Origin of the sequence: Paenibacillus solani, assembly GCF_050475945.1 — a bacterium.
GTDB classification, from domain to species: Bacteria; Bacillota; Bacilli; order Paenibacillales; family Paenibacillaceae; genus Paenibacillus_AQ; species Paenibacillus_AQ solani_A.
The window spans coordinates 574210-593260 of the sequence record NZ_JBCMXJ010000005.1 but is presented as its reverse complement, the minus strand read 5'-3'; the positions used below and the strand labels follow the sequence as shown (position 1 = coordinate 593260).

Sequence of the window (19051 nt, the reverse complement as noted above, 5' to 3'; positions counted from 1 at the left end):
GAATGAGGTAATGAAATGAATAATTCAGTAGGCAAGAATAATCGACATGTCCGTAACATGAATCGGATCGGCGTGATCTCGTTGCTTCGGGATTACGGTAGCTTAACCAAGGCAGAAATTGCGGCCAAGATGGATTTAACCTTTACGGCTGTCAACAATCTGGTGGAAGAACTTATGCAAGAAGGCTGGATCATGGATGCCGGGTATGATGTTGATGCATACCGCGGAAGAAAGCCTAAACTTATATCCCTGAATCCTGACGATATTTACACAATTGGAGTTCATGTTGACCCAACATTCGTGCGTGCGGGTGTTATGAATTTGCAAGGAAACATGATCATGGAAGAACGAAGAGATTTTGAAGATAACGCTAACCGAGGCAGTGTAGTTAATGTCATTATATCGACCATACAAGCGGTATTAGATCAGTCTGAACTGAAATCCCGGATTATTGGCATTGGCATCGCAGCGCCAGGACCACTTGATCCGATACAAGGCAAAATTCTGTCACCTCCGAATATTCCGGGTTTGCATCAGGTACGATTGAAGGGGCTGATCGAGGAGAATACGGAGCTTCCGACCTATATGGAGAAGGATGCTAACGCAATGGCGCTAGGTGAGCAGTGGTATGGTAACGGCAGACATTTTAACAGTATGTTATACGTGAATGCAGATATGAGTATCGGAAGCGGATTGATCCTTGATCAGAAGCTATATCGAGTTTCTCCCTTTGGAGCGGGTGAGATCGGTCATTGTACCATTGATATGGACGGGCCCCGCTGCTACTGCGGCAATCACGGCTGTCTGGATGCGATGGCATCGGGTATGGCGATCATCAACAGTGTGAATGAGAAGCGACTGGGGACTCACTGCTCTCATGAATCTTCATTAGTAAATGATCAACACGGTCTAAATATGTCCGATTTGATCCCTGCTGCACACGATGGAGATCCTAATGTTGTTCAGTGTCTAATTAATTCGGCACAATACGTGGGCATCGCCCTCGCGAATATTATGAATTTACTGACACCTGAAACGATCATCATTGGAGGCAGTCTGGCTAACCAGTATCCGGATTTCTTCGAGCATGTAAAAGAAACAGCGTATAAGAGAAGCCTCTCCAGCTTCCATAATCAAATGGTGCTTCAACCTTCGGAATTAGGCGAGCATGCGGGTATGGTGGGTGCCGGAACCATTGTATTTGAAAAATACCTCAGCGAAATGGGCGACAAGGAGTAGAACTTATCTGTATTTGCCTCAATTATTTAATATAGGATATCGTTTGAGATGAAGATATGAATTGGTCGAGATAGCGGGGAGCAAGTATGTTATCGAATCAGGTGTAAGATGTTAACGGGAGTTGATCTGGTTGCAAGAGCTGCTGGAATTAAAAGGAGTGCTTAAGCGCTTTGGTAAAATTGTTGTCTTACATAACATCGATTGGAGCATCGCCCGAGGTGAGTGTGTTGCGATTACGGGAAGCAACGGGGCGGGGAAAAGCACCTTGCTGCATATGATTGCGGGGCTTGCCTTTCCCTCGGAAGGTTCCCGAATCGAATCAGTAGCCCCTTTACGAGTAGGATATGTACCCGAACGATTTCCTGCACTCCGATTTCGCCCTTCTGAATATCTGGGCTATATAGCGCGCATTCAGGGAATGGACAAGCAGGAAGCCAGGAAGCGAATCCAGGCAATGCTGAATCTATTTCAACTTCAGGACATATTGATGTCACTATGCTCTAAAGGAATGCTGCAAAAGGTAAATATCATGCAAGCTTTGCTGCGTCAGCCTGATCTTCTGGTTCTGGATGAGCCTCTTTCAGGGTTGGATGAGTCATCACAGATGGAGATGATCGGCATATTGCGTGAAGTCAAAAGACAAGGCACTGCCATAACGATGTCTGTGCATGAGCCCTTGCTCATAACATCGTTAGCTGACCGGGAGACAAGACTCCGACTGGGACGAATCCAGCGGGATGGAATGCTGGAAAACGAACCGGTGCTCGCCAGAATGAAACTGGAGTTCATTGGTGTGCATCCGGACACGATGATAGAGTTGGAGAACAACAGGGATTTTCTCTATTGGATATCACGGGGTACTCCTGCATCCATGGTCGTTGTGAGACAGGCCGCAGACGAGATTGTACTGAAGATTTTACAGTCAGGAGGGTCCATGATTCGGCTTGAGCCCTGGGACCGAGAGATGACAAGCGCTGCGGACTCGACGGGACCGGAGATAGCGGGAGGAGAGGCGTAATGATATCAATGATTCGTTATCTGCTGGTCAGTTATACAAGGTCCTATCGATATTTTGCTCCCATCGCTTTTATAATCATCTCGGTTATGCTGATCTATTCTTATCGGCCCAATCCGATCATGAGCAGTTATGCGGTAACATCCGCTCTTCTGTTTATCGGCTCAGCATGGCTTGGCCTGAACTTTTTCAATCACGATCAAGGACGGCAGTCGATGCTTCTGATTATTCATAGCGGAGGGCCCATCCGATATTATGCCGCCCAGTTTTTCACCGCTGCTCTATTATCTATTGTTTTTAGTTTGTTTGCGGTACTCTTTCCAGTGATGTTTGGGATGTTTGATAAGCCGATTTCGTTATCGGAGTTTGCGCTCGGTTTTTTGGGACATGTGGCCTTAGCTTTGCTCGGTATTTCTCTCTCGGCTTTTTTTCAATTCGGTTTTATAGAGAACCAGGGCAGAGCCGCAGGTATGCTGATCATCCTCATGGTAATTTCCTTAGCGGGACAGACTCTCCAGCAGAAAATCCCTTCTAATATTGGGTTTATTATCTATGTGCTGCCCCCTGTCTCTACCATGATCGATTTGTTCATGCATATAGAAGATCGACCTGCGAACAGCACCTTCGTTACGATATTATATTCATACCTATACAGCTTCATTTTACTTGCGATTTATCTCTGGACGGTCTGCCGCAAAGACGCGGCAGCGCTGATTCGAAAAGTAGGTTGAAGTAGAGGGGATCTTCCTTTACCATAAGGATATACACAAATAGAAACGGTAAAGACAGCCAATACTAGAGGAGGATACCATGAAACAATCTCGACTGTTGGACAGTGACCACTCCAAAGAGCTGTTTGCCTATTTCGGATTAGCGGTGTATTATTCACAGGCCCTTGAACAGCAGCTTGCAAATTTGTTGATGCTGATCAAGCTTTCCCAAGGAAATGTGCCTTCAGAAGAAGATTTCACCCAACTATATCAGCGGAAATTAAGCAGCTCTCTGGGCCAACTGGTACATGAGATACAGCATTATTTTCCGTTCTCCGAAGAAGAAACGCTTCAATTAAAGGAAGTCTGGAAGCAGCGAAACTATATTGTCCATGATTATTTTAAAGAGCGGATTCATGAAACATTCAGTCCGGCGGGGCGTTCCCGGATGATTCGGGAGTTAACCGCATTCAAAGATCAGGCCCAGGCTCTTGAGCAGAAGCTGCAGGGTTATTCCCGGGAAATGTACGTGAAGCTGGGCTTGGACGGCGAGAAAAGTGTATAGCAGGAATGAGCGCTGAAATGAAACATATTCCAGCACCTCTGCGTCTGAGATCATAGGAGGTGTAAATATGAAGAAAACGACGAAATGGTTGACGGCAGTGCTTGTCGCATCTTCCTTGCTCGGTGCCAGCGGCGCCTCTGCCTTCACCGATATCCAAGAGGAGAACTCTATTTCGATGGTGAAAGAGCTGCAAGCCAAAGGAATTATCCAAGGTATTAGCGCAGACCGATTTGCTCCGGCTGAGACAATAACGACCGCACAAGCGATACAGATGATTGTAAACCTTGCGGACCTTAAGGTACAGCCGAACTTTACAGGGCGCTCCTTTGAGAGTGTGCCGAAGCATGCCTGGTATGCTGACGCTGTCAATATTGCGGTTCAGAACGGATTATCCGTATCCGCTGATATGAAATGGAATGAACCCATAACGCGTGAAGGATTCGCGGTTCTGCTCTCGGAAGCGATTCAGAAGACGGGCAATTATCCACTGATTATGATGTATCTGCATGTGGCTGACGAGGAACAGATGAAAGAGGAGAGCCGGGGGGCTGTTCAATTTCTGCTGTTAACCAAAATAGCAAAGCTCGATGCACAAGATAAGTTTTATCCTGCAAAGAGTTTGACACGCTTGGAGGCAGCAGAACTTGCGTACCGATCGGTTCGATTCATTGAGCAGCATCAGCAGAACAACATACCCAAGGAGCCAGGTAAGATGGATCCAAATGTGAGTGTTAGCATCTCGAGAGTAGATGAGGCTCAGAACAAAGTAACGGTAACCAAACATGAGTTAGCGCATCCCGGGTATGGCATCAAAATCACTTCGGTGGACTATGTTAGTGACAGCGAAGCTGTGATTTATTACAAAGTTCTTCAGCCCGATCCGGACATGAATTATCCACAAGTCATCTCGTCAGCTTCCGATGACGTCCTCGTGCCATCCAAATATACAAAAGTGAATGTCCAAGCAGCGGGTATCATAGAGTTTACGAAGTAAGCTGCCAATGTGATCGCTGAATTGAAGATAGAATCTCCAATGAAAGGCTGTCCCAACAGATCACCAGAATCTCAGGGACAGCTTCTTTTTGCGTGCAAGACGCTCCGCGTACGAACCATTATAAACAGCTAACACAAAGAAAGCGCCCTCACAATTTCTTTGAGAAGGCGGCGTTTGACCAAAATAAAGAAATGGTGGCACAGAATTGATCTCTGGTACCACCATTTATTTGTTTTTTGTGAATCTATCATCTAATGAGGTGTCTCGTCAAAAAAATCAGATCTACATTTGGGGCAGCCTTTTATTAATGTCTCCATAGAAGCATGGAGTTCTCAGTTTACCTCTGACCACCGGCCATGTTACTGTTGGCAGCGGCCATCACGGTTTCCTTATTCTCTGAAATCGACGCCGTACTGCCTTGCTGAAGCTGATACATTTTAAAGTATCTTCCGCCCAAGGCCATCAATTCATCATGGGATCCTTGTTCTACAATTTCTCCGCGATGAAGGACCAAAATCTGGTCGGCGCTGCGAATCGTAGATAAGCGGTGGGCAATGATGAATGTCGTACGTCCACGCTTCAGAACCTCCAGCGCTTCTTGGATCAATGCTTCTGTTTCCGTATCGATGTTCGCGGTGGCTTCATCAAGGATCAGGATGGCCGGGTTGAACGCCAAAGCCCGGGCAAAAGAGATTAGCTGGCGCTGACCAGCTGACAGTGTGCTGCCCTTTTCCAGTACCGGCTCATCAAAGCCTTGTGGAAGATGAGCGAGCAGTCTATCGGCACCCACGTCGCGAAGTGCCTGCTCCACTTGTTCCCGTGTAATACTCGGGTCACCCAGACTGACATTCGAAGCAATCGTACCGGTGAAGAGGTACGGGTCTTGCAGGACGATTCCCATATGCTTACGGAGCCACTGCTTAGGAATATCGGTCACAGGCACCCCATCAATGGTAATCGTGCCCTTCTGTGGGTCATAGAAGCGGAACAGCAGATTGATGATAGAGCTCTTTCCAGAGCCGGTATGTCCAACAAGCGCCACGGTTTGCCCCTGTTTTGCTTCAAATGAAATGTTCTTAAGTACATAGTCCTTCTTGTAAGCGAACGATACATCCTGAAACTCCACATTTCCTAAATAACGCGGCATGCTGCCGTCCGTTACTTTTTCGCCTGTTTCATCCATCAGCTCAAATACCCGTTTGGCGGAGACGATGGAGGTATCGAGGGCGGCAAGCTGGTTAACCATGCCGGTTATCGGCTGGAACATGCGGCCAAGGAGATCAACGAAGGCGTAGAGTACGCCGATTGAGACGATGCCCGCCCCGTTCAATGAGGCCGACCCGAAGTACCAAAGCACGACCACAAAGGAAATGTTACGCAGCACAGTCACCAGGTTGTGTGTGGTGAAGGAGTTCAGATTAAGCATTTTGTTCTGATGAGCCATATAGTCCGCGTTCAACGCCTCGAACTCTTCCTGGGTCGCTTTTTGGCGGCGGAATACACGAATAATGGCCATTCCCTGAATGGATTCATTAATAATGGCGTTAATCTCGCTCAGTCGGGAGCGGATAACCGTATTGTATTTGGTAGCAAATTTACGGTACAGGATGGTCCATACAACCAGCATAGGGATGACAAACAAACTGATCAGGCCAAGTCTCACATCCAGCAGGAACAAGGCGACATAAACACCCGTGATATACACGGCGCCAGAACTGAAGTTGGATAATACTGCAACGAACAAGTCTTTCACTGCTTCGGTATCATTAGTTACCCGGGAAACCACTTTGCCTGCAGGTAGATTATCAAAGAAGTTGACGGGCAGCCGCTGAATATGGGCATATACATCGGTACGCAGCTTCTGGATGACCCGATTGGCTGCGGATTGCAGCCAGTAAGTCCTGCCGAACACCGTTATCATGGAGATCAGCAGACAGATCAGGAATAGTCCGACCAGCTTGTAGATGCTGGGAAGCTCTGGTTTATAAAATTGAAACAGCTGGTCCTTGGTTAACTTGACAGCTGGATATTGTATTTCTTCCGAACCGTAAGAAATGGTAATAATACCGTCTTTAAAGGAGCGGTTGCCTTCAGTTCGGGCTACCGGCTCATCAATGAAATAAAAGCTGCGGCCTGCCTGAACGAGGCGTACTTCCTGTCCCTTCGTCTCACCTTCCTGGAAGCGATCCTGACGTTTATAATAAGTCCCGTTATAGGATGCGGCACCTTGAGCATGCGACGTTTGGTAATAAGGGCGCTCGATGCCCAGAATATGCTCGTCAATCATCGTTTTTGCGATGAAGGGGCCGGCGAGCTCTGCCGCTACTCCGATAGCGAGTAGAATCAAGGCAGTGATGAAGGTACCTTTTGCCGTTAAGGCATATCGAAACAGCCGTTTGGCTATTCCGGATTCATTCGATATGGTCGTGTCACTGGGAGTCAATTAAGACACCTCCTCCGAGGTCAAATTGTTTTCTACCTGCTGGCGTTCGAATTGCTCACGGTACCAGCCGCCGAGCTCCAGCAGTTCTTCATGGGTTCCGTGCTCCGTAATTCTACCGTCTTCCAGCACAACGATCAGGTCGGCATGCTGGACGGCAGAGAGACGATGTGTTGAGATCAGGGTCGTCTTGCCAGCACGTTTGCTCCGGATATTATCAATGATTCTGGCTTCCGTTCGTGCGTCCACTGCGGACAAGGAATCGTCCAGGATCAAGATTTCAGGATCGCCGATAAATGCTCGGGCCAGAGAGACTCTTTGTTTTTGTCCACCGGACAAGGCTACGCCTTTCTCGCCGACAATGGTGTCAAGACCGTCGGAGAGGGTAACCAGATCGCGGTCAAACGCGGCGGTAGTGATAGCCTCCATGATGAGTTCGTCACTGGCATTCTTTTTGCCGAACTGGATGTTCTGGCGCACCGTCTTGGAGAATAGAATCTGCTCTTGCGGGACATAGCCAATCCAGCTGTGGAGCTGGTCGGTCGCCAAAGATTCCATCGGTACACCCGATATGAGGATGTCGCCGGTTCCGGTAGGGTACTCATGCAGAAGCTGCTTCAGCAGCGTCGATTTACCGCTCCCTGTGCGGCCTACGACGCCGAGTGTCTGGCCTTTTTCTAGTGTAAAGTTAATATTCGTCAAGTTATTAATTGTCGAGGTCGGGTAGCGGAAGGTAACATCCTTAAACTGAATGGTTTCCGGTATCTTTACTTCAACTGGGTTTGCGGCGTCGGTAACATCCGGCGGGGTCATTAAGGTTTCGTTGACCCGATCCAAGGAGGCGTTTCCGCGCTGCATAATGTTGATCAATTCGCCGATCGCGAACATCGGCCAAATCATCATCCCGAGATACATATTGAACGAAACGAGATCTCCGAGTGTGATCTGATTTTGGAAGACCAGGTACACCCCATAGGATAAACCGATAACATAGCTGAGACCTATAGAAAAATTAATGGTAGGTTCGAAAAAGGCGTCAACCTTGGCAACCGCAAGATTTTTGCGATATACATCGTCCGTAATGTCCTGGAAACGCTGTTGATCCGCGCGCTCCTGGACATAGGCACGTACGACACGAACGCCGGCAACAGATTCCAAAACCTGGTCGTTCATGTCACCGAAAGCATCCTGCGCCAGCGTGTAGCGCTTATGAATGGCTCTTCCGTAGATGACCATGCCAATGGCAATGATCGGCATAGGTAGAATAGCCGCGAGTGTCAGCTTCCAGCTGACAATGAATCCCATGGCGAACAGAACGACGATCAGGTATATGGTAGAGTCCGTCATGACAAGCATGCCGAAGCCGGCAGTCGCTGCTACGGAGCGAAGGTCATTGGTGGCCTTGGCCATTAAATCGCCGGTACGGTTACGTTCAAAGAACGGCGGAAGCATCCGCAGCAGATGATTCATGTACCGGGTACGAAGCAAGCGTTCTACAAGGTTTGCGCCCCCAAACAAACGATGCATCCATATGTAAGTAGCACAGTATACAACCGCAACGATACCTAGGATCATGAGCAAATATTTGATGAGGGAGGCCCAGGTTATGGAACTGCTTACGATATCGTCAATAGCATTTCCGAGCAGCAGCGGCGGAACCAGCTCAACCAGTCCGCAGAAGATGAGCAGCGCTAGACCGATTAAATAACGTTTTTTCTCTTGTTTGAAGAACCAGCCTAAATTTTTTAGTACGGCAAACACATTATCCCTTCCTTTCGTATGTCGTTATGGCATCGTAATCATCTACAAAACCAAAAAAAGCACATCATCCGGCGACGGAAGATATGCTTCATTAATCTTGAACTTATCATTACGCACGGTGATCATGACCTCCCATGAGTTCCGTGCAGCAGTTAACAGCTTCGTTCTTATCGTTGCATCATTGCAGAAGTATGAACGAGGCTGGATGACGATGACACAGCATCTGTGGGGAGTCGATCCATATTAAATTGTAAGAACTTATGATCCAGATGATCTTGATCCATTGCAAACAGTTTCAACATGTCACTCACCCTTTCTTTTTAAATTTACATTTTATTCAATCTGATCTCGTTATGGACTGAATTTTATCACCATGAACTGGAATGTGTCAAACTTATTTTTTCGTTTCGCTCGATGATACTTGCAAAAGCCTATTTGGATAGCACTTTATGTCACTATTTATTTATCAAAATGATTTGTAACCGAGCATATGTATGCGTTATGATAATATTACAACTCACTGGATGATACCGTCCCTAAGATCTCCAGTCTCTAAGAAGACAGGGGCCCAATTATAAGATATCCAAGGAAGGAGTACGACAGCATGCAAATTCAAGTCAGTGACCAGGCAGCAAGTTGGTATAAGAGGGAGCTTGATCTTCAAGCAGGCACGTTCGTGCGCTTCTTTCCACGATATAGCTCCGGCGGGGGGCTTCATCCCGGTTTCTCGCTAGGTATTTCGGTGGAGGAACCAAGAGAAGCTGGATTGACAGAGCGATCCGATGAGCTAACATTTTTTATGGAAGAGCAGGATCTATGGTATTTGAAGGGGTATACACTCCGTGTGAAATATGAGGAATCCTTGGATGATATTTTGTATATTTATGAAGAAGAGGGCGCAGTAAATTAACATGAAGTGAGACTGCAGCGTCATCTAGGGAAAGGAGGCTCCCAAGGTGAGCGTATATCACCGTGATATTCGCCAATACATCGGCAAACGTTCGGTGGTCCGTGTGAAGGCGGCAGTGCTGGTGCTGAACGAGAATGGAGAGATTCTGCTCCTGAAACGGCAGAACAGGGACGAATGGGGAATTCTGCTCGGAAACCTGAGGCCCGGTGAGGCTCTTGAAGACACAGCGTCCAGAGAATTGTGGGAAGAGAGCGGTCTGACAGCGGATGATATGCGACTCTTGGATCTGGTATCAGGTCCGGAATATATGAAGAAGCATCTTGGCGGGGATGAGGTGTATTATGTGATCGGGGTCTACGAAGCAACCGGTCTGCACAGTGCAATTCATTTGTCCCCCAATACGGAAGTATCACTTAAATATTTTGACTTTTCAGCGCTGCCCGCGATGGATGCGATTACCATTCGTTTGCTGGATAAGGTAAAAAAGAAGTGCTAAAAGCATATTCATGCGGCATTATTGCGACTTAAATTCCCCGCAGGGGGAATTTTTTTCGGTTATAATGAGGAGTCCCAGCCCCATTCAACCGGGGAGGGACTCCTTTTGAGTATGGAGCAGTATTCTGACTATCAAGGTTGCTTCGAAACGGGGAATTCCAGCGCGAAATCAAAGTCATCAATATCAAATACCTGAACAGGCAGCGCTCCTTCCACGATGCGTTGGATCAATTCGTATTGATCTGTCAGTATGGGTGCCTCCGCTCTTTGGGATGCTAGCAGGAGCTCGGTTTCCACAGGGTCAAAGGATTCCCCATATGGCGCGGTATCAAGGGTGTTCATGACCGATACCCGAGTAGTTTCACTCACGGGAATGAAAGGGCTCTTGGCCCAGGGAGACTGCAAGGCGCGTTCGATTTTCTTTCGGTTCAAAGGCTCTTCAAAATAGGAAATCAATTCGCCGATTCTGGTCTTGACATGCTCATCATCGGCACTGCTATTCATGAGGTGTTCCTCAGTTGTATGCAGTTCATATAATTCCAGAATGGTAGTGTATGGGATAATATATTCGACGGATTTGGTTGGTATTAACAACTGACCATATATGGCGAGCATAACGGCCTCCGTCACGAAAACTCGGGTCATGACTAAATCCTCCTGCAAGACATGATACAATTTATAAGATTAGAACTAATAAAGCATTGAAGTTCATAAATGTCAACTGCTCTGCATTTAACAACCAAGCGGATATTACTTAAGAAAGGGGCTGTTATCACCTTTGAAGTCATGGAAAATCTATTATCCTTTTGTTAAGCCCTATATGAAGTGGATCGTTCTAACACTCATCATCGGCATGATTAAATTTGCAATTCCGCTCTTGCTGCCGATGATCATGAAATATGTCGTGGACGATCTGTTGATCAACCAGCAGATTTCCGTAGAACAGAAAATTCAGGATTTGATGTGGATTCTGGCGGGGACACTTGTGTTATTTATTGTCGTGCGCGGACCGGTGGAATTTTTGCGGCAGTATTTTGCCCAGTTCATTACCAGCAGGATCTTATTTGATATGCGAAATCGGCTTTATGCCCATCTTCAGCGTCTATCTCTTCGCTATTATCAGAACACGAAGGTCGGAGAGGCGATATCCCGTTTTATCAATGACGTGGAGCAATCCAAAAACCTGGTGGAAGTTGGCATGATGAACATATGGCTGGATATGTTTACTCTGCTGTTTGTACTGATCGTTATGTTCTTTATGAATCCGGTGCTGACACTGGTTGCTATCTCGGTTCTTCCGTTGTATGGACTTGCAGTCAATCTGCTGTATAAGCGGCTTAAGCGTTTGACTAAAGACCGATCGCAAGCGCTCGCAGGCATTCAGGCGTACCTGCATGAGCGGATTCAAGGCATCTCGGTCATTCGAAGCTTTACTCTGGAGCGGTACGACCAGAAGAAATTCGAAGGAATCAACGGCAATTTTCTGAATAAAGCAATGGCCGCAACGCGCTGGAATGCACTTACGTTCTCCATTATCAATACGCTGACCGATATTGCTCCGATTCTGGTTATCGGTTATGGGGGCTACCGAGTCATTCAAGGAGATCTGACATTGGGTACATTTGTTGCGTTCTTTGGTTATCTCGACCGCTTGTATGCGCCTCTGCGCCGCTTGATCAACTCTTCTACGGTTCTGACGCAGGCCTCAGCCTCGCTGGAGCGGGTCAAGGAGCTCTTGGACGAGCCTTATGACATTGTGAACCGTCCAAATGCCAAGACACTCAAGACGGCAGGACAGATCGAATTCGAACATGTATACTTCAAATATAATGATGAGGCAGGCTGGGTGCTTGAGGACATTAACCTGACCATTCAGCAAGGCCAGACGGTAGCGTTCGTTGGCATGAGCGGCGGCGGCAAATCGTCGTTAATTGGGCTGATCCCGCGGTTCTATGACGTACAGCAGGGAGCCGTGAAGATGGGTGGCTACGATGTTAGGGACTTGACCCTGGACAGTTTACGCGGATCGATTGGTATGGTGCTTCAGGACAACTTCCTGTTCAGCGGTACGGTCCGAGAGAATATTCTGTTTGGTAACCCGGATGCAGATGACGATGCGATTATCGCGGCTGCCAAAGCTGCTAATGCCCATGATTTCATCACCCAGCTGCCACAAGGCTATGATACGGAAGTGGGAGAACGGGGTGTCAAGTTATCAGGAGGGCAGAAGCAGAGGCTGGCGATCGCACGTGTCTTTCTGAAAGATCCGGACATCCTGGTACTGGACGAGGCCACCTCGGCTCTGGATTTGGAATCCGAGCATTTGATTCAGCAGGCCCTGCAGTCCTTGTCAAGCAACCGAACGACACTGATTGTAGCTCATCGTCTCTCCACCATTACACATGCCGATCAAATCGTTGTGCTTGAGAACGGCAGGATTACCGAGCAGGGAACACATAGCGAGCTCATGGATCGTGATGGGAGTTATGCCAGACTGTACAACGTTCAGCATCTGGAGAATTGATAAATATTCTGCTTAAATTCCATAAACGACGAGAAGACCCGTTCACAATAGATAGGCCCTGGAGGCCTAGTTTATTGTGGACGGGTCTATTCATGTTTCAAGAGATTATTTCTGGATATTCTTGAATACCGTGTCATAGGTCATCTGAATATAATCCAGTATCTGTCCGTGCAAGATGATGTTGTTCACCAAGGTGGTAAGGAGGAACAGAGTCATAATGCCGGTTAAAGCCTGCTGAATCCGGAGGTGCTTTGTGCTCGCGATAAACATCGCGGCAAGCACAAATATGGCGAACAGATAATGCCCTGCGTACAAGTAAAGATCATACGCATAAGTAGCCAAACCAAACCCCACGATGATATGCAGCAGTATGGCAAACAGAATGTAGATGCTGAACGCCCAGGTATCTCGCGACCGGATTCCCTTTATGAAAGATAGAATCGCAAGTATAAGCATTCCGAGCCCGACGATATGAACATAAATTGGATACGGCTTGGCCAAGTTCGTTACGAAGGCAGCGATTCCTGGATCGATCATGGCTAGCTCAGGCGACAGGACGGGGCTCACAAACAGCATGTAGAAGACTCGTGAATGATGCTCGAATGAAAAAGGAGTAACATAGCTGAGTGCACCGTTCTGCACGCTTGAGAATATATTTCCGATCCATGATTTACCGGAGAACAGCAAGTGCTGGAGCAGGGTAACGATCGCCGCCATCCCCAGAAAAACGAGCATGATGATCATGAAACGTTTAAATGTACCCTTTTGCCGTCTGTCGAATTGGCTGATCAGCAGCGATCCCGCGAACGTCGCAACATTCGTAGAAGTAATACCGAAGTTAAACAGAGCCAGGAAGGCATTCGGGATGACGGCAAAGCGCTTCTCCACACGGCAATAATGCAGATATGCAGCTGAGAGGATAATCATAAACTGCGCATAAGCATATGAATCTGGAATGAGTGTCGTGAACAGCGAATAGGAGCTAATACCGAAGAAAGCAGCTGTCACAAAGGACAGCGTCCAGCCGGCGCCGCATCTCCTGATAATGTAATAGACCAGTGCAGCGCTGAAGGCATTCAAGATGGACTGAATCAGCAGATAGGGGAGGTTAGAGCCTCCGATCATCGTCACCAACGGACTGGTCAGGAAATTGATAAAAGGATGAATGATCGAGATGTTCTCTGGACCATATTCCATAGAAGGATCGAAGTTAAACAGGTTGAGTGTAAAAGGCGCTCCGTAGAACGGGCTGTGCGGCATCAACTCAGCAGCATGATCCTTAATATAATTCACGAATGGAAGATTCATGAAAATATACCATATGGCCAAACATACACTTAAGCCGATCGCCGTGTAGTTATCTTTTTTATTTCGAAATAAATAATAGAAAAAAGTCATGTTTTCGTCCCACCGTCTTTCCTTGATATGTACCGACCAACACTTAGCCGGCTCATCTTACCAGATGAGAAGAAGCAATCCGGAGATGATGAAGGCCACACCGGCAATTTTTTGAATCCCGATGGTTTCCTTGAATACCAGTTTGGCAAACAATAGCGCCCACAAGAACGTGAGTGCGTTGGCCGGCATTACTAATGTGTAGGGAAGTTCCCCGAGCAGGTAAATGTTCAGCAAGGCCCCCAGACCGTAACTAAGAAAACCGATCAGCAGCAGCTTGATTTGTTTACGCGCGGTATAGCCCTTGAAGAATACGCTGCCCAAGGAGCCCAGTAAAGTCATCAGGAGCAGAAGTATGTATAGAAACCCGTCATTTTTCATAGGAAGTTAAAGTCACCCCGATTCCAAGCAGCGCTACGGCAACCAGCTTTTGCAGGGTTAGCGGTTCATCAAGAAACCAATCGCCATAGAACAGAGCGACGATATAGCTTATGCACATGAGAGGATAGGCGACGGACAGCTTCTCCAGGGAAAATGATTTGATCATGAGAATGGCTCCAAGACCGTAACAGATAAAACCGATTCCCATGTATAGCAGATTGGAATGTCCCCATTTCCAGAACAGCTGGCCGGTAGCCGTCAAAAAAGCCGACATGATCATGAACAGCTTGCCCAGATGTCGAGGTGTGCTTTTTGCTTTTATCTGTTCCATCTTAATCCCTCGCATCCATGAGCGGATTTGTGATTGATCAAAAATTTGTGTTTGACAAGTCCCAGCATCGGCAGATCGGATAAAGAATCGGAATAAGCACAGGAAGATTCATAGTCTATGGTTAGCTGCTGTTCACTTAAATATTGCTGAATCCGATGTACTTTTTCCTCTCCCTTACAATTATTCCCTTCGATCATAGACGTAAAGCGTCCGTTCTGTACAGATAGTTTCGTAGCGATCACCTTGTCGACATAAGGCAGCTCTGCAAAGTATCTCATATATGCGTCAGGGGATGCCGTTACGAGCAGTACATGATAGCCTTTGCTTTTCTTATCCTGCATTTCCTTCATCGCATTGCGATAAATCGCTGGTTTTAATTCCATTTCGTAAAAATGCTTCAGGTCGCTATCCTCCAGGTGACGCATGGCATGAAAATAAACACTTTTCGCCTTTTCGGCTTCCATGAGCCTCAGTTTGTATAGGAGGGAACGCAGCACGACATTCAGAATGACCGGCGAACTGGCCGGTTTTTTTCGGATACCGTACTTCAGGAATTGAAACATGGAGTCCGTGTGTATAATCGTTTTGTCGATGTCAAAGATTGCGAATTTCTGCTTCATAAGATTTCCCTCGTTTAACCATTCAGTATTATTCAAAATAAATCAATATCCCAATGACGCTAATTACATAAAGGATTACGGTGACTAGGATATGTGTGTCTTCCAGAAGTACCCGGTCAGGTGCGCCGCCTTTTTTCTCGATATGTATCAGATAAAGATAACGGAACATCCCGTAAATCACTAGCGGTATGGTCCACATCAGGTGTACGGTTCGTCCGGACGTAAAGGTAAACAGCGAGTAACTGATGATGGTTGCTGTGGTTACGATGCTGCTCATCTGGTCCAACAAATCAAAAGAATATTGATCCAGCACTTTGCGATGGGAGCCCTTGTCATGCTGAAGCAGATATAGCTCGTGTCGTCTCTTACCGATCGCGAGGAAGAGGGAGAGCAGCATGGTGCAGAGCAGGAACCATGGTGTGAACGGGACATGAATAACCAGTCCACCTGCGATAGCGCGCAGTACAAACCCTGCCGCGATAATCATAATGTCGATAATGACAACATGCTTCAGCCGGAAGGAGTAGGCAACATTCATGGCAAAATAAAGCAGTAATAAGCCGGTAAACAGCGGATTCAGTACATAAGACACAGCTAAAGAAACCATGAGTAGCAGTGCGCCAAACACAATCGCAAGCTGTGGCGGCAGCGCTCCAGAAGCCATAGGACGGTGTTTCTTCACCGGATGGTTGCGGTCCGCTTCGCGGTCGGCATAATCGTTCACAATGTATACGCAGCCGGAAACGAAGGACAACAGGAAGAAACCGATGATGGTTTCGAACAGTGATCTGGGGCCTACGGTTTCAAATGAAAATAAAGGAGCTGCAAAGATTAACAGGTTCTTCGTCCACTGCTTCGGTCGTAATTGCCTGAAGAGCAGCAGAGGCATCTGTCTTAGCGGGGCTGCGGTCGTTTCTGTATTCGTTGAAGACAAAGCGTTACCTCCTGGTGGATCATATTTTACAAGGGATTATAGAAGAGCCGCTAAAACACGATAGCTATCATACCATAAAATAGACTATATATAGTAATATGCCATCCGATAATACACTCATATATAGAACAAATAAACCTCCTAATACGTTCACGAACCAGGATGAAGATTATTGTTATTATCAAAGACATTGAAATCCAGTGCATTCATGTAATTGATAATATAAGGCATTGTCCTGGAAAAATATTCTTGACAAGATGTAACCTTAGGGTTATATAATGAGTAGTAAAGGTTACATGTTAAGGGGGAAGATAATGTTGGTAACGGGAATTTCAAAAATTGAATTGCAGCGTAAAAGATTTTTAATTGGCATTATCGTGGGATTTATTATCTGGCAAGTTCCGTATCTGATTTCTTATTTAATTTCTGGGAATAACTATATGTCGTTATCTGGTAGTTGGATGACCTGGGTTTCTGTAACAGGAAGCGTTATTTGGGTGTATTTTTTGATCAGAATACAGCTGGGATCATGGTCTCTTCGCAAAAATCGGGAGATGGCTAAAGCGTTAAATGATGAATATACACGATTGATCCGGACCCGAAGTTATGCGGTTGGATTTTGGGTGCTGATGGGTTCGATGGCTGTTTTGTTTCCCCTAAGCTTCTGGATCGAAGCTCCGACGAGTTTTATTTTGCATGCGGTCTTATTTATAGGAGTAGTTGCTTCAATGATTGCCTACATGAGCTTTGAAAAAGAATAATGCCAGGGTGAAGACGATGAGCGAGGAAAGATTAGAGAACACGATCAAAATGAATCGGGCCCGGCTCCAACTGACCCAGGAGCAGCTGGCCGAAAGGGTTGGCGTGACAAGAAAAACAATTAATACGATTGAAAACGGAAAGTTTATCCCTAGTACGCTATTGGCACTAAAACTTGCCAAGATATTCGGCATTCCAGTGGAGGAACTGTTTATCCTCAATGAATAATGCCAGTAAGACGTTTGGACGAGTACAGAAAAAAACGACATGCGAACTGAAAAATTGGTTATACACCTGTGAAGTATAAAGAATAAAGAGAATATGTTACGATCGTTTCCCGGTATTCCACCGGGGAACGGTCGTAATGTTTTTTCTCTAGAAGGTTGCAACTGTTCTTCACGATTTGCCAATAATCAAGGACAGCAGACCAGCAGCGATAAGCGGGCCTACAGGGACGCCTCGGAATAAGGCTACTCCAAGCACAGTACCGACGAGAAGACCAGCAACCACCGTGGGATTGCTGCCCATCAGTGTGGCTCCCCGGCCGCCAAGATAAGCGACAAGCATGCCAACGGCGATTGCGAGGAGCGACTTCCAGTTGAGGAAGGATTCGCCGATCGATTGAAGGCTCATTTTGCCGCTGGCCAGCGGCGACATTACGCCAATCGTGAGAATAATGATGCCGACTGTCAGTCCGTATTTCTCCAGCCAGGGGAATGCTTGCTGAAATCCGGTCACACGAATGAACAGCAAGACCAGCATGGCGACCGTGACAGCGGTGTTGCTGCTGATAATGCCAAGACCTGCCATCGCCAGTAGGATGAGTGAAGTTATGTCCATGGGAACACTCCTTATGTTTTAGATATCAGAAAGCAAGAAACTGGGGGCCGCAAGCCTCTCTGATATCGCGAGAAGACAGCATCTATCAATCGAAAGGATTGAGAAATGTTGTGTATCAGCTATTTGAGGCCAAATGCTGAGCAATCAGACGACCATGGAGCCTGCCTGTCTCTATGAATACTTCATTGGCATTACGACCGGATGCAATAACACCGGCTACATAGAGTCCAGGTACGTTGGTTTCCATCGTGTCCGGATTAAAAAGCGGTTTCTCCATATCTTCATTTAGTTCTACACCGGAGGAGGCAAGCAGTTTACGATCTGGACGGAATCCGGTTAACGCCAGTACAAAATCATTCTCGATGATCGATTCCTGACCTTGATTCGAAAGAACAGTGATGGCCGACTCTGTGATTTGCACGACACGTGAGTTCAGATGCAGCTGAATTTGACCCTTCTGCACCAGACTATCGAATAGTGGTCGCACCCAAGGCTTAATGTTCTGCGAAACTTCTTCGCCCCGGTATACCATCGTAACCTCCGCACCCACACGGATCAGCTCCATCGCTGCGTCTACTGCGGAATTACTGCCGCCGATGATCGCAGTTTTCATGCCGGCATAGGGATGGGCTTCGCGGAAATAATGAGTGACTTTCTCCAAGTCTTCTCCGGGAATGCCAATATAATTCGGATGGTCAAAATATCCGGTAGCAATAATGACATGCTTGGCTTGTCGAATGGATTCTACCCCGCCGCGGCGCTGCGTTTTCACTTGAAAACTGCCATCTGGCTGCTTGGTAATCGCGAGAGCCTCTTCATATGGGGATATCTTGAGATTAAAATGCTGGGCAACTTTACGATAGTAGGCCAGCGCTTCATGCCGAAATGGTTTATCGTTAGAAATCGTAAAAGGAACATCTCCGATTTCAAGCATTTCCGCCGTGCTGAAAAATTGCATATGTGTCGGATAGAGATAGATGGAATGAACTACGTTATGTTTATCGATGATCTCGCTGCTGAGGCCTTGACGGCTGCACTCAATGGCAGCAGAGAGGCCGCATGGGCCAGCACCAATAATTAAGACGTCGAGCATGGTGAACCTCCTTAAGGTCAGCATTGTGTCAATGCTTGTGTCATA

At 46.9% G+C, this 19051-nt stretch carries 21 protein-coding genes; 11 read left to right on the top strand and 10 right to left on the bottom strand.

Going from position 1 to position 19051, the window contains the following annotated elements:
- The first annotated feature begins 15 nt into the window (after positions 1–15).
- The 5 genes from ABEQ74_RS04470 to ABEQ74_RS04450 all read left to right on the top strand — a co-directional run bounded on the left by ABEQ74_RS04470 (position 16) and on the right by ABEQ74_RS04450 (position 4523).
- Entirely contained in the window at positions 16–1239 is a 1224-nt protein-coding gene (locus ABEQ74_RS04470; RefSeq protein WP_430119873.1) for an ROK family transcriptional regulator, read from the top strand.
- A gap of 130 nt (positions 1240–1369) precedes the next feature.
- Positions 1370–2257 carry an ABC transporter ATP-binding protein gene (locus tag ABEQ74_RS04465; protein WP_430119871.1) on the top strand — a complete coding sequence of 296 codons (888 nt, stop codon included), beginning with the start codon at positions 1370–1372 and terminating at the stop codon, positions 2255–2257.
- The gene (locus ABEQ74_RS04460; RefSeq protein WP_430119869.1) at positions 2257–2985 is read left to right on the top strand and encodes a hypothetical protein; all 729 of its coding nucleotides are present in this window, start codon (positions 2257–2259) and stop codon (positions 2983–2985) included. The genes ABEQ74_RS04465 and ABEQ74_RS04460 overlap by 1 nt, the downstream gene beginning before the upstream one ends.
- Positions 2986–3064: 79 nt before the next feature.
- A complete protein-coding gene (locus ABEQ74_RS04455; RefSeq protein WP_053492718.1) occupies positions 3065–3529 on the top strand; it encodes a hypothetical protein in 465 nt (154 codons plus the stop codon).
- Positions 3530–3596: 67 nt separating this feature from the next.
- Entirely contained in the window at positions 3597–4523 is a 927-nt protein-coding gene (locus ABEQ74_RS04450) for an S-layer homology domain-containing protein (protein WP_430119867.1), read from the top strand.
- 337 nt (positions 4524–4860) lie between these two features.
- Here the strand turns inward: ABEQ74_RS04450 and ABEQ74_RS04445 are convergent, their stop codons facing one another.
- Both ABEQ74_RS04445 and ABEQ74_RS04440 read right to left on the bottom strand, forming a co-directional pair.
- The gene (locus tag ABEQ74_RS04445) at positions 4861–6966 is read right to left on the bottom strand and encodes an ABC transporter ATP-binding protein (protein ID WP_430119865.1); all 2106 of its coding nucleotides are present in this window, start codon (positions 6964–6966) and stop codon (positions 4861–4863) included.
- A complete protein-coding gene (locus ABEQ74_RS04440; protein ID WP_430119863.1) occupies positions 6967–8724 on the bottom strand; it encodes an ABC transporter ATP-binding protein in 1758 nt (585 codons plus the stop codon).
- A gap of 97 nt (positions 8725–8821) precedes the next feature.
- On the opposite strand from ABEQ74_RS04440, the gene ABEQ74_RS04435 reads away from it, so the two are divergent.
- The 3 genes from ABEQ74_RS04435 (at position 8822) to ABEQ74_RS04425 (ending at position 10130) form a co-directional block, all read left to right on the top strand.
- Positions 8822–8971: a hypothetical protein gene (locus tag ABEQ74_RS04435; RefSeq protein WP_430119861.1), complete on the top strand. Its 150-nt coding sequence runs from the start codon at positions 8822–8824 to the stop codon at positions 8969–8971.
- Positions 8972–9328: 357 nt separating this feature from the next.
- On the top strand, positions 9329–9634 hold the full coding sequence (locus ABEQ74_RS04430; protein ID WP_430119859.1) for a HesB/YadR/YfhF family protein: 306 nt from the start codon (positions 9329–9331) through the stop codon (positions 9632–9634).
- Between the two features lie 46 nt (positions 9635–9680).
- The gene (locus ABEQ74_RS04425; protein WP_053492723.1) at positions 9681–10130 is read left to right on the top strand and encodes an NUDIX domain-containing protein; all 450 of its coding nucleotides are present in this window, start codon (positions 9681–9683) and stop codon (positions 10128–10130) included.
- A gap of 131 nt (positions 10131–10261) precedes the next feature.
- Here ABEQ74_RS04425 and ABEQ74_RS04420 read toward each other — a convergent pair whose 3' ends face one another.
- Entirely contained in the window at positions 10262–10774 is a 513-nt protein-coding gene (locus tag ABEQ74_RS04420; protein WP_430119857.1) for an ADP-heptose synthase, read from the bottom strand.
- Positions 10775–10907: 133 nt separating this feature from the next.
- Between ABEQ74_RS04420 and ABEQ74_RS04415 the strand changes: the two genes are divergently transcribed.
- A complete protein-coding gene (locus ABEQ74_RS04415) occupies positions 10908–12653 on the top strand; it encodes an ABC transporter ATP-binding protein (RefSeq protein ID WP_430119855.1) in 1746 nt (581 codons plus the stop codon).
- Between the two features lie 105 nt (positions 12654–12758).
- Here ABEQ74_RS04415 and ABEQ74_RS04410 read toward each other — a convergent pair whose 3' ends face one another.
- The 5 genes from ABEQ74_RS04410 to ABEQ74_RS04390 are packed head-to-tail and all read right to left on the bottom strand — an operon-like array spanning position 12759 to position 16314.
- The gene (locus ABEQ74_RS04410) at positions 12759–14051 is read right to left on the bottom strand and encodes a DUF6080 domain-containing protein (protein ID WP_430119853.1); all 1293 of its coding nucleotides are present in this window, start codon (positions 14049–14051) and stop codon (positions 12759–12761) included.
- A 57-nt stretch (positions 14052–14108) separates the two neighbouring features.
- The gene (locus ABEQ74_RS04405) at positions 14109–14429 is read right to left on the bottom strand and encodes an EamA family transporter (protein WP_430119851.1); all 321 of its coding nucleotides are present in this window, start codon (positions 14427–14429) and stop codon (positions 14109–14111) included.
- Positions 14419–14760 (bottom strand): EamA family transporter, encoded by a 342-nt coding sequence (locus tag ABEQ74_RS04400; RefSeq protein ID WP_430119849.1) that lies wholly within the window; start codon positions 14758–14760, stop codon positions 14419–14421. The genes ABEQ74_RS04405 and ABEQ74_RS04400 overlap by 11 nt, the downstream gene beginning before the upstream one ends.
- A complete protein-coding gene (locus tag ABEQ74_RS04395) occupies positions 14748–15380 on the bottom strand; it encodes an HAD family hydrolase (RefSeq protein ID WP_430119847.1) in 633 nt (210 codons plus the stop codon). Before ABEQ74_RS04395 ends, ABEQ74_RS04400 begins: the two co-directional genes overlap by 13 nt.
- A gap of 28 nt (positions 15381–15408) precedes the next feature.
- Positions 15409–16314 carry a decaprenyl-phosphate phosphoribosyltransferase gene (locus ABEQ74_RS04390; RefSeq protein WP_430119845.1) on the bottom strand — a complete coding sequence of 302 codons (906 nt, stop codon included), beginning with the start codon at positions 16312–16314 and terminating at the stop codon, positions 15409–15411.
- A 314-nt stretch (positions 16315–16628) separates the two neighbouring features.
- Here ABEQ74_RS04390 and ABEQ74_RS04385 point away from each other — a divergent pair, with 314 nt between their 5' ends.
- Together ABEQ74_RS04385 and ABEQ74_RS04380 are read left to right on the top strand one after the other, a co-directional pair.
- Entirely contained in the window at positions 16629–17075 is a 447-nt protein-coding gene (locus ABEQ74_RS04385; protein WP_430119843.1) for a hypothetical protein, read from the top strand.
- Between the two features lie 16 nt (positions 17076–17091).
- Positions 17092–17301 carry a helix-turn-helix transcriptional regulator gene (locus tag ABEQ74_RS04380; protein WP_430119841.1) on the top strand — a complete coding sequence of 70 codons (210 nt, stop codon included), beginning with the start codon at positions 17092–17094 and terminating at the stop codon, positions 17299–17301.
- 168 nt (positions 17302–17469) lie between these two features.
- Here ABEQ74_RS04380 and ABEQ74_RS04375 read toward each other — a convergent pair whose 3' ends face one another.
- Together ABEQ74_RS04375 and ABEQ74_RS04370 are read right to left on the bottom strand one after the other, a co-directional pair.
- Positions 17470–17913 (bottom strand): DUF441 domain-containing protein, encoded by a 444-nt coding sequence (locus ABEQ74_RS04375; protein ID WP_430119839.1) that lies wholly within the window; start codon positions 17911–17913, stop codon positions 17470–17472.
- Positions 17914–18028: 115 nt separating this feature from the next.
- On the bottom strand, positions 18029–19006 hold the full coding sequence (locus ABEQ74_RS04370; RefSeq protein WP_430119837.1) for a YpdA family putative bacillithiol disulfide reductase: 978 nt from the start codon (positions 19004–19006) through the stop codon (positions 18029–18031).
- Positions 19007–19051 lie beyond the last annotated feature (45 nt).

Excerpts from the sequence above, each read along its gene's own strand:
- ABEQ74_RS04470 (WP_430119873.1), top strand. The coding sequence starts at position 16 with ATGAATAATTCAGTAGGCAAGAATAATCGACATGTCCGTAACATGAAT.
- ABEQ74_RS04460 (WP_430119869.1), top strand. The coding sequence starts at position 2,257 with ATGATATCAATGATTCGTTATCTGCTGGTCAGTTATACAAGGTCCTAT.
- ABEQ74_RS04455 (WP_053492718.1), top strand. The coding sequence starts at position 3,065 with ATGAAACAATCTCGACTGTTGGACAGTGACCACTCCAAAGAGCTGTTT.
- ABEQ74_RS04450 (WP_430119867.1), top strand. The coding sequence starts at position 3,597 with ATGAAGAAAACGACGAAATGGTTGACGGCAGTGCTTGTCGCATCTTCC.
- ABEQ74_RS04430 (WP_430119859.1), top strand. The coding sequence starts at position 9,329 with ATGCAAATTCAAGTCAGTGACCAGGCAGCAAGTTGGTATAAGAGGGAG.
- ABEQ74_RS04420 (WP_430119857.1), bottom strand. The coding sequence starts at position 10,774 with ATGACCCGAGTTTTCGTGACGGAGGCCGTTATGCTCGCCATATATGGT.
- ABEQ74_RS04410 (WP_430119853.1), bottom strand. The coding sequence starts at position 14,051 with ATGACTTTTTTCTATTATTTATTTCGAAATAAAAAAGATAACTACACG.
- ABEQ74_RS04405 (WP_430119851.1), bottom strand. The coding sequence starts at position 14,429 with ATGAAAAATGACGGGTTTCTATACATACTTCTGCTCCTGATGACTTTA.
- ABEQ74_RS04400 (WP_430119849.1), bottom strand. The coding sequence starts at position 14,760 with ATGGAACAGATAAAAGCAAAAAGCACACCTCGACATCTGGGCAAGCTG.
- ABEQ74_RS04395 (WP_430119847.1), bottom strand. The coding sequence starts at position 15,380 with ATGAAGCAGAAATTCGCAATCTTTGACATCGACAAAACGATTATACAC.
- ABEQ74_RS04385 (WP_430119843.1), top strand. The coding sequence starts at position 16,629 with ATGTTGGTAACGGGAATTTCAAAAATTGAATTGCAGCGTAAAAGATTT.
- ABEQ74_RS04380 (WP_430119841.1), top strand. The coding sequence starts at position 17,092 with ATGAGCGAGGAAAGATTAGAGAACACGATCAAAATGAATCGGGCCCGG.
- ABEQ74_RS04375 (WP_430119839.1), bottom strand. The coding sequence starts at position 17,913 with ATGGACATAACTTCACTCATCCTACTGGCGATGGCAGGTCTTGGCATT.
- ABEQ74_RS04370 (WP_430119837.1), bottom strand. The coding sequence starts at position 19,006 with ATGCTCGACGTCTTAATTATTGGTGCTGGCCCATGCGGCCTCTCTGCT.